Below are 9434 nucleotides of genomic sequence, written 5' to 3'. Positions count from 1 at the left end.
TGATGGTCACGATGGGTGTCAACATCCCGCTCAACAACCAGCTGGCGGCCGCCGGTGACCCGTCCGCGATCACCGACTTCCACGGCGTGCGGGAGAAGTTCGAGGGCACCTGGGTGGCCACGAACATGCTCCGCACCCTGCTGTGCACGGCGGGACTGGCCGCCCTCACCCGGGCGCTCGTCCTCCACGGGCGCGGCTCCCGCTGAGCGGCCCCCACCGGCTCCCCACCGTCTGACGTCACCGCCTGACGTCACCGCCTGACGTCACTGCCCGCCCGGGTCGCACGCACCGGGCGGGCACTGCCGCGTTCACGCCCGCGCGTCCCTCAGGGCGCGCAGGGCGGCGGCCAGTTCCGTGACGGTGGGCCCGGCGGTGGTGGGGCCGGCGGCGGTGGGGTCGTCGGGGTGCAGGGTGACCGTCCAGTCCCGGGCCCGGACGGTGACGGTGACGGCGCCGCGGCGGGTGCGGAGGAAGGCCGGCAGCGTCCGCACCGCCCGTCCGAGGGCGCCGCGGCCGACGGCCAGCACCCGGAGCGCGTAGGCGGGCCGGTCCGCGTTGGCGGGCCAGTCGGCGCTGGCGCCGGTCTCCCCGGCCGTGCCGGTCTCCTCGACCTCCAGCCCCGGGACCCTGCGCAGGTGCTTGTGCAACGGGCGCAGCTCGCCCGGATCCGAGACCGACACCTCGGCGCGGCCCGCGCTCAGCGGCGGCACGACGCGGCCAGCACGAGGAGCAGGACCAGGACGCCGAGGACGGCCGCGCAGCCCGACGCGCCCTGCGGGTTCTTGCGGTCGGCCTCCACGGTGCCGCCGGGCGGCACGCCCGGGTGCCGTCTCGCGTAGTGGTCGATCTGCAGCTCCTCGGCCCGTGACTCCGGGAGCCAGGGCGTGCGGTAGCCGCACTCGCCGCACCAGTAGCGGTACGCCATGTCGTTTCCTCCGAGGTGTCGTTCGCCGTGTCCGTCGTCCGTCGGCGGTCTGTGCGCGGACCCTTCGAGCGTGGCGTCCGCGCAGGTCGCGGGACAGGACAAGGCACCGGCCATATGTGACCGGCCGTCACGGTAGGCTCACGGATGGACATGAGCATGCAAGACCATGGGGGTTTGCCGGAGTGACGGACGAACTCGGCACGCTGTTGCGGCGACTGCGGAAGGAGGCGGGGCTGACGCAGGAGCAGCTCGCGGAGAAGGCCGAGGTGAGCGTGCGGACGATCCGCCGGCTGGAGCGCGGCGGCTCCACCGACCACCGGCTCGGGACGGTCCTCCTGATCGCGGACGCGCTGGACGCCTCGCCCGGGGACCGGCAGCGGCTGGCGGCGATCATCACCGAGGGCCCCGGTTCCGAGACACCGCCGGAAGCCCCGCCACCGCCCGCACCCCCGGCACCCCCGGCACCCCCGGCACCCTCGGCACCCCCCGCACGCCCGGTCCCCGCCGCCCTCGCCGACGCCGTCGACGAGCTCGCCCGCGAGGTCCGCCGCCGCTGGCGCCGCGAGGAGGAGCAGCGCCGTGTCCACGACCCGTTCCCGTTGCCGGTGCGCTGGCGGCCCGCGCCCGAGGACCTGATGGACAGCCCGGAGAACGTCCAGCGCCTCGCGCCCGGCGAGCGGGCGGCCCGCCTGGACCTCGACGGCGACCTCCGCTCGGTGGCCGAGGTCTACGGGCAGATCCCCTCGGGCCGGCTCGTGGTCCTCGGCCGGGCCGGCTCCGGCAAGTCGATCCTGACGATCCGCTTCGTCCTGGACCGGCTGCGGGACCGGGCCGTCCCGTCCCGCGTGCCGGTGGTCTTCAGCCTCGGCTCCTGGGACCCGACCACCACCACGCTGCGCGACTGGCAGATCGACCTGCTCCTGCGCGACCACCCGCACCTCGTCGGCCGGGGCCCCGGCGGCGGCACGCTCGCCGCGGCGCTGATCGACGCCGACCTCGTGCTGCCCGTCCTCGACGGCTTCGACGAGATCGCCGAGGGCCTGCGCCGCGACGCCCTCGACGCGCTCAACGACACCTCCCAGCCGCTCGTCCTCACCAGCCGCCGCGCCGAGTTCGCGGAGGCGGTCGAGGCGGCGAGCACGCCCCTCGTGTGGGCCGCCGGGATCGAGCTCACCGACCTCACCCCCGCGGACCTCACCGACTACCTGCCCCGTACCGCCCGCCCGGTGACCGCGGGCCCCGGCGGGCCCGAGCCCCTCTGGGACGCCGTCCTCGCGGAGCTGCGCACCGGCCGCACGGCCGGCGGCGTGCGCCTCGCCCGCGTCCTGAGCACCCCGCTGATGGTCATCCTGGCCCGGACGATGTACAGCGACGCCCCCGACCGCAGACCCGCCGAACTCCTCGACGGCGAGCGCTTCCCCACCGAGCACGCCCTGGAGGAGCACCTCCTCGCCGGCTTCGTCCCCGCCCTGTACCGCCGCCGAGCCCCCGAACGCAAACCGGTCGCCGGGCGCCCGCCGCGCACGTGGGACGCGCAGCGCGCCGAGCGCTGGCTCGGCTACCTCGCCGACCACCTCGTCCGCCACGACCGGCCCGACCTGGCGTGGTGGCAGATCGGCGGCTCGGTGCGCCGCCCGACCCGGATCCTGGCGACCGCCCTGGCCGCCGCGCTGTGCGTCACCGTGGCGGAGTGGCTGGTCGGCGTGGTCCTCGTCGTGTTCTACCGGAGCAACCCGATGGTCAAGTGGGAGCGGTTCCTCCTGGAGAGCGTCCTCGTCGGGCCCATCGCCGGCCTCGCCGTCGGCGCGGTCTACGCGGTCATGACGGTCTTCGGCGGCCTCGCCCTGGAGCCCACCTACGTCCGGCTGCGGCTGTTCGCCCGCCACCACGGCGGCGGGCCGCGCACGGTCCGGGTGTTCACCGGCCGGTTCGCCGCCATCATGCTCGGCGGCACGGTGCTCGGCGTCGGCGCCGCGCCCGCCCAGACGCTCCAGCACGCGCTGTACTTCGGCGTCCCGCTGACCGACCGCGACGTCATCGTGGGCATGCTCATCAACATGCTCGTCTACGGGCTGATCTTCGGCTCGGCGGCCGGCTCGGTCTTCGGCCTCACGAGCATGCTCGAAGCGCCGCTGGACACCGCCTCGGCGGCCACCCCGGTCGCCCTGCTGTCCTCGAACCGGACCACCGTCAGCCGGCAGGTGCTGGTCCTCGTCCCGGCGTTCACGCTCGCGATCGCGCTCGGCGGGCGGGTGATCGTGGTCGCGCTGAGCGGCCCGCTCGGCGTGCTGAACTGGCCGCTCGCGGACGGGCTCTACATCGGGGCGATCGGCGGCATCGGCGGCACCCTCGCCTACGCGCTCGGCTTCACCGCCTGGGGGCAGTGGATCATCCTGACCCGCGTCTGGCTCCCGCTGACCGGACGCCTGCCGTGGAACGTCGCGGCCTTCCTGGACGATGCCTACCGGCGCGGTGTGCTGCGCCAGAGCGGCGCCGTCTACCAGTTCCGCCACCTGCGGCTGCAGTACCACCTCGGCCACACGTTCCGCCGGGAGCACGCCCACTACCGGCAGGCCACCTTCCCCGAGGCGGCCCGCCTCCCGTCCGCGACCTCGTAACGCCGGTCAGCCGCGGTGGCCGGCCGCCCCGCCCCCGCGGGCCCTCGCCCCACTCGGGCGCGACGAGTGCGGTCGGCCGGGATCCGACGCCGAGGTCCTTGAAGCCGCTGGACGTCGACACGCAGACCACCGGGCCCTCGACGTCCCCCACGGCGCGCAGCCCGGCCAGCCCGGCGGCGGAGGACAGTTCCGTCCACAGCCCGGCGCGGGCCAGTTCCCGCTGGGCGGCGGTCAGTTGGGCGTCCTCCAGGGCGAGGGCCCGCCCGCCGCTGCCGCGCACCGCGAGCACCCCGCGGTAGCCGCTGACCGTGCTGACGATCGAGTACGCGTCCGTCGGCCTCCGCTCGGCGTGCGCCACCGGCAGGCCCTCCCGCACGGCCTGCGCGAGCGGCGCGGCGGCGGCCGGCTCGCACGCGAAGATCCGCGGCACCCGGTCCGTCACACCGAGTCGCTCCAACTCGACGAAGCCCTTCCACACGCCGTACAGCAGCTCGGCGTACCCCGTCGGCACGAAGACCGCGCCCGGCACGCCGAGGTCCCGGTGGATCTCGTACGCGATGGTCTTGTACCCCTCGGGCCCGTACGCGTGCCCGGTGTGCGTCGTGGTGAGGTTGCTGACGGGGTGCAGGCCCAGCCGCTCCACGACCTGCCGCATCAGCGGCCACCGCGCCTCCCACGGCACCGGCAGCACCACCGCGCCGTACGCGTTGAGGAACGAGTCGACGGCGGGCGGCAGGCTCGGGCCCGTGAACACCACGCACGGCAGCCCCGCCCGCGCGGCGTACGCGGCGGCGGAGGCGCCGTGGTTGCCGGAGGACGCGACGACGATCCCGGGCGCTCCGGCGGCCACCGCGGCGCTCGTCGTGCAGCGGTTCAGCCGGTCCTTGTGGCTCCAGGTGGGGTTGCGCGACTCGTCCTTGACGTACACCCCCGGCTCCAGCTCCACCAGCGGCGTGCCGCCCTCGCCGAGGCCCGGCGCGAGCAGCGGCGGCAGCAGCGGCGCCCAGCGGTCCAGCCCCGCCCGCCCGGCCGGCCCCCCGTACCGCGCCGAGGGGCCGAACAGCGCCTCGACGTCCACCTTGTCGTAGGCGTAGTCGACCTCGGCCGGGTACGAGACCTCCGGCGTGCTCGTCTCCGGACAGCCCTCCGTGAGCGGCGGCAGCAGCGGGTAGCCGACCGCCGGATCGCCCAGGGAGCGCTGACCGGTGGCGAGGGAGGCAGGGTAAGCGTCAAGGACCATGGGCCGACCTTACGACGGCCGTCGGCGCGCTGTCCGAAGAACCGTCAGAAGATCGAGCAGCCCGACAGCGTCGTCATCGCGTCCAGCGCGGCCACCGCCGCCACCGAGTTGCCCGCCTGGTCCAGCCGGGGGCCCCACGCGCAGACCGCCGCCCGCCCCGGCAGTATCGCCAGGATGCCCCCGCCCACGCCGCTCTTGCCCGGCAGGCCGACCCGGAACGCGAACTCGCCCGCCGCGTCGTACGTCCCGCACGTCACCAGCACCGCGTTGACGCGCTTCGCCTCGCTGCGCGACATCATCCGCGAGCCGTCCGCCCGCACGCCGTACCGGGCCAGGACGGACCCCGCGAGCACGAGGTCCCGGCAGCTGGCCGCGATCGCGCAGTGCGCGTAGTAGTGGCGCAGGACGTCCTCGACCGGGTTCTCCAGGTTGCCGTGGCTCGCGATGAAGTGCGCCAGCGCGGCGTTGCGGTGCCCGTGCTCGGCCTCGGACTCCGCCACCACCGGGTCGGTGTCCAGCAGCGGGTTGCCCGCCTCGCGGCGCAGGAACTCCCGCACCGCCCCGGACGCGTCACCGGTCAGGCTCTGCAGCCGGTCGGTGACCACGAGCGCACCCGCGTTGATGAACGGGTTGCGCGGGATCCCGTGCTCCGTCTCCAGCTGCACCAGCGAGTTGAACGGGTTGCCGGACGGCTCGCGCCCCACCCCGCGCCACAGCCCGTCCCCGCCGTACGACAGGGCCAGCAGCAGGCTGAACAGCTTGGAGACGCTCTGGATCGAGAACGGGCTCTCCCAGTCCCCGACGCCGAACAGCTCCCCGTCCACCGTCGCGACCGCCATCCCGAACGCCTCCGGATCGGCCGCCGCCAGCGCCGGGATGTAGTCCGCGACCTGCCCCTGACCCGTCGTCGCCCGCGCGGCGATCTCCGCCGCCTCCAGCAGCCCCCGATAGTCCAGGCTCTCCCCGACGGGCACACCGTTCACCGCTGTTCCTCCACATACACGCGTTTCGGCCCCGATTATCCCTGCCCGCCGTCCCCGCCGGGGGACCCGCCCCGGCACCGGGGCCCCCGGCGCGCCCTGGTAGCGTCGACGGGCCGGCCGCGGGACTCCGGTGCGACTTCCGGAACGTGCCTTTACCGCAATGATTCGCAGTTCGCGCCCCCATTCCCCGGCCGGCACCTCCCCGCCCCCACCGCCGGAAGGCCCGGAAGGCCATGGACGCGTACGCCGACCTGATCGCCGCAGACGACGTGCTGCTGTTCGTCAACGCCGCCATCACCGCCACCGGCCAGCGCGAGTTCCACGCCACCGCCGACCAGCAGCAGCTCTCGCTCGGTTTCCTCCACGAGTACGTGCGCGTCAACTACCGCGAGCCCTACGCCGCCGCGCTCGCCCTCGACATCAACGACCACAACGCCGCGCTCATCATCCGCCACCTGCTGGAGACCACCCGCGACGCCACTCCCGAGCAGCGCCGCGCCGAAGGCCGGCTCATCGCCCGCCGCCTCGCCCTCCTGCCCCCGCAGCGCGTCTACCGGCTCATCGCCGAACTGCGCCGCCGCAAGGTCAACAACCGCCGCACCCGCGCCATCCTCCGCGACTGGCTCGCCGCCCGCCCCGACCAGGCCCTCGACGCCGTCAAGTACCGCGCCGGCCTCAAGCGCGCCCTGCGCCACACCCACCTGCGCCCCGGCCACGACGAGGTCGGCGCCTTCCTCTTCGCCCCCGCCGCCGCCCGGGCCCCCTACCGCACGCCGCTCCTCGACGCCTGGCGCCGCGCCCACTACGAGCAGGGCGCCCTCTACGAACTGCCCTACACCGTCGCCGAGGGCTTCGCCCACCGCCACGGCATCCCGCGCGGCGCGTTCCTCGACCGCATCGCCCCCCGCATGACCGCCCTCGAACGGCTGCGCCTCCAGGAGTCCGCCCGCGGCCGCGGCGCCACCGTCGGCACCGACCTCGCCCGCATGCCGCTCACCCGTCTCGCGACCTACGTCCTCGCCCTGCCGGCCGAGGACCGCACCGCCCGCCGCGCCGAACTCACCGACGCCCTGCGGACCGCCGCCCGCCGCGCCGCCGGAGCGCAGGCCGGCACCTGGGGGCGGGTCGCGGCCGTCCTGGACGACTCCTTCTCGGCGTACGGCTCGGGCGTCAAGCGCCGCCGCCCGCTGGCCGTCGCCCTCGCCTGCCACTTCCTCCTGGACGCCCTCGCCGCCGACTACACCGCCCACTGGACCAGCGGCCGCACCGACGCCCTCCTCGCCCACCCGCACGGACCCACCCCGCTCGGCCGCCGCATCCTCGACGCCCTCGACGCCGCCCCCGAACCCCCGCAGCGCCTCGTGATCGTCTCCGACGGCTGGGACAACGCCCCGCCCGGCCTCGCCGCCGAGGTCCTGCGCGTCTGGCGCACCCGCCTCGACCCCGAGCGGCGCACCGGCATCGTCCACCTCAACCCCGTCTTCGACGCCGACGGCTTCGACGTGCGCCGCCTGGCCCCGACCGTCCCCACCGCCGGACTGCGCGACGCCGAGGACCTGCCCGCCCTCGTCGAGTTCGCGCGCTTCGCCGAGGGCCGCACCGACCTCGCCGAACTCACCGCCCACCTCGCGGCGTGCACCGCCCGCTTCCTCGCGGCCGGGGAGGCCCGATGACGACCACCGCCTTCCGGATCGACCCGGCCGGCCTCGACACCCGGCCCGCCCAGGTGTGGGGCGGCGTGCGGCTCGTCCCGCTCGTGCGCGACGAGCCGATCGCCGACCTGCGCCTGCACCAGGAGCTGTACGACCGCGAGTACGCCTCCATCGCCGTCGGCCGGCGCACCGCCTACACCTCCTACATCCCCCACGGCTTCGTCGCCGACTGGACCCGCGACGGCACGCCCGCGGCCGCGTACGGCACCCAGCTCACCGGCCCCGGCGGCGACACCGCCCCCGAACGCCTCCGGCTGCAGCCGCCCCGCCGCATGGCCAAGCGCGAGAGCCGCACCCGGCTGCGCTTCCTGCCCCTGCACCTCGCCCTGGAGGGCTACCTGGCCCTGCACTTCGGCGGGCCCACCATCGCGTGGGAGCAGTGGTCCCAGCAGGCCCTGCGGCGCGGCCTGTCACCGCGCGCCGAGGAGGCCTACAGCGGCGACCAGGTGCGCGGACTCGCCGACGCCCTGCGGGTGTTCGAGATCCACCCCGGCCAGTGCGGCGTCGCCGTGTACGTCGCCGACGCCCTCGCCGCCGCGTTCGTGCTGCCGCACCCGGACGACTACCGCGCCCTGCACCGCAGCCTGCTCCTCGACCTGTACGGCGAACTCGTCCACCACTACGCCACCTACGCCGCCCCCGTCCCGGACTTCCGGGCCGACCTGAGCACGACCTCCGTCCGCTCCCTCGCCGACCTGCGCACCGCCGTCGACGAGCAGGAGCGCGCCTGGTCCCGCTTCCACACCACGACCATGGCCGACGGCCTCCTGGACGCCGACTACCGGGCGCAGACCGTCTACCGGATGTCCCGCTTCACCCTCTCCCGCTTCCTCCCCGACTTCCGCCCCAAGCAGGAGAACCACATCGGCGAGGCCGTCACCGACGACACCGGCCGCCTCGCCTACCTCAAGACCTTCCGCCTCTCCGAGGCCCAGGTCCGCCGGGGCCACCTCCTGACCCGCCTGGCCGCCCACGACTGGCACCTCGCGAACACCGCCGCCGCCCTGGGCCTCACCACACCGCAACTCGCCCTGCGCCTCGAAGGCGCGGGCTTCGGCCACCTGCTACGCCAGGACATCCTCGACCACTACCGCAAGCAGGCCCGGCAGGCCGGTTAGTGACTGGAGGGCGCTCCTCCCGGCCTCCTCGCCCCGTCCGTGACCCGACCGCCGTTCCCCGGATGACCGCCGGGTAGGGTGCGGCCATGGTTGATTCCGCATCACACGCCGTCACTGCCAAGGCCGTCGCGCGCCGCCTCCTCGGGGAACTCGGCGCCGCAGGGCTGACCCTGGAGGCCGTCGCCGCCGCAGCCGGGCCGGCCCTCGCGGACGTCCAGGCGGTGTACCCGCACCGGGACGACCTGCTCACCGCGCTGATCCTCGACGCCTACAACGCCTCCGGCGCCGCGATGGAGGACGCCGACCGCGCCGCCCGGGACGCCGGGGAATCCGCCGGCGCGAGGCTCCTCGCCGTGACGCGCGCACTGCGCGGCTGGTCCTTCGCCCACCCCGAGGAGTTCACCCTCGTCTACGGCTCGCCCGTCCCCGGCTACCACGCCCCGCAGGAGACCGTCCCGGCCGCGTCGCGCACCCCCGCCGTGCTGGCGGCGATCGTGCGCGAGGCCCTGGAGGCCGGCGAACTGACCCCGCCCGCACGGAAGGTCCCCGGCCCGCCGCTGCTGCGCCCGGAGGCGCTGGAGCTCTTCGGCGGCGCGCCGGGGGAGCCGTTCTCCGACGTCGTCGAGCGCGGCATCGTCCTGTGGAGCGGCCTGATCGGCCTGCTGGTGTTCCAGGTGTTCAGCCGCACCCACGACAGCGTCCGGGACGAGGCCGCGTTCTTCGACTACGCCGTCGCCGTCGCGGCCGAGGGCGTCGGCCTCGTGGTGCCGCTCTGACCAAGCCCTGCCTAGCGTTCGTCCCGCCGGGCCAGGACGGGCTTGACGTCCAGGACCGGCGT

General features: G+C 75.2%; 8 protein-coding genes and 1 pseudogene. 5 read left to right on the top strand and 4 right to left on the bottom strand.

The annotated features are described in order from the left end of the window. On the top strand, positions 1–206 hold a 206-nt coding region (locus ACFV4F_RS40655), incomplete at its 5' end, for an anthrone oxygenase family protein (protein WP_380510566.1). 102 nt (positions 207–308) lie between these two features. On the opposite strand, the gene ACFV4F_RS40650 is transcribed toward ACFV4F_RS40655, so the two are convergent. Both ACFV4F_RS40650 and ACFV4F_RS40645 read right to left on the bottom strand, forming a co-directional pair. Beyond that, positions 309–710 (bottom strand): hypothetical protein, encoded by a 402-nt coding sequence (locus ACFV4F_RS40650; RefSeq protein WP_380510564.1) that lies wholly within the window; start codon positions 708–710, stop codon positions 309–311. Next, positions 698–925, bottom strand: coding sequence for a hypothetical protein (locus ACFV4F_RS40645; protein ID WP_380447170.1), 228 nt, complete (start codon positions 923–925; stop codon positions 698–700). The genes ACFV4F_RS40650 and ACFV4F_RS40645 overlap by 13 nt, the downstream gene beginning before the upstream one ends. Before the next feature lie 182 nt (positions 926–1107). Between ACFV4F_RS40645 and ACFV4F_RS40640 the strand changes: the two genes are divergently transcribed. Continuing rightward, a complete protein-coding gene (locus tag ACFV4F_RS40640; RefSeq protein ID WP_380510561.1) occupies positions 1108–3543 on the top strand; it encodes a helix-turn-helix domain-containing protein in 2436 nt (811 codons plus the stop codon). A gap of 28 nt (positions 3544–3571) precedes the next feature. Here ACFV4F_RS40640 and ACFV4F_RS40635 read toward each other — a convergent pair. Beyond that, a pseudogene (locus ACFV4F_RS40635) lies at positions 3572–4783 on the bottom strand (pyridoxal-phosphate dependent enzyme); the annotation flags it as partial. Positions 4784–4827: 44 nt separating this feature from the next. Beyond that, a complete protein-coding gene (locus ACFV4F_RS40630) occupies positions 4828–5739 on the bottom strand; it encodes a glutaminase (RefSeq protein ID WP_380491589.1) in 912 nt (303 codons plus the stop codon). 260 nt (positions 5740–5999) lie between these two features. Between ACFV4F_RS40630 and ACFV4F_RS40625 the strand changes: the two genes are divergently transcribed. From ACFV4F_RS40625 to ACFV4F_RS40615, 3 genes are all read left to right on the top strand, one after another. Then, positions 6000–7439 carry a hypothetical protein gene (locus ACFV4F_RS40625; RefSeq protein WP_380447164.1) on the top strand — a complete coding sequence of 480 codons (1440 nt, stop codon included), beginning with the start codon at positions 6000–6002 and terminating at the stop codon, positions 7437–7439. Beyond that, on the top strand, positions 7436–8596 hold the full coding sequence (locus ACFV4F_RS40620; protein ID WP_380447162.1) for a hypothetical protein: 1161 nt from the start codon (positions 7436–7438) through the stop codon (positions 8594–8596). The genes ACFV4F_RS40625 and ACFV4F_RS40620 overlap by 4 nt, the downstream gene beginning before the upstream one ends. Positions 8597–8682: 86 nt before the next feature. After that, positions 8683–9372 (top strand): TetR-like C-terminal domain-containing protein, encoded by a 690-nt coding sequence (locus ACFV4F_RS40615; RefSeq protein ID WP_380510558.1) that lies wholly within the window; start codon positions 8683–8685, stop codon positions 9370–9372. Positions 9373–9434 lie beyond the last annotated feature (62 nt).

Source organism: Kitasatospora sp. NPDC059722 (assembly GCF_042733235.1).
Taxonomy (GTDB): Bacteria; Actinomycetota; Actinomycetes; order Streptomycetales; family Streptomycetaceae; genus Kitasatospora.
This window is presented reverse-complemented; position numbering and strand designations above follow the sequence as displayed.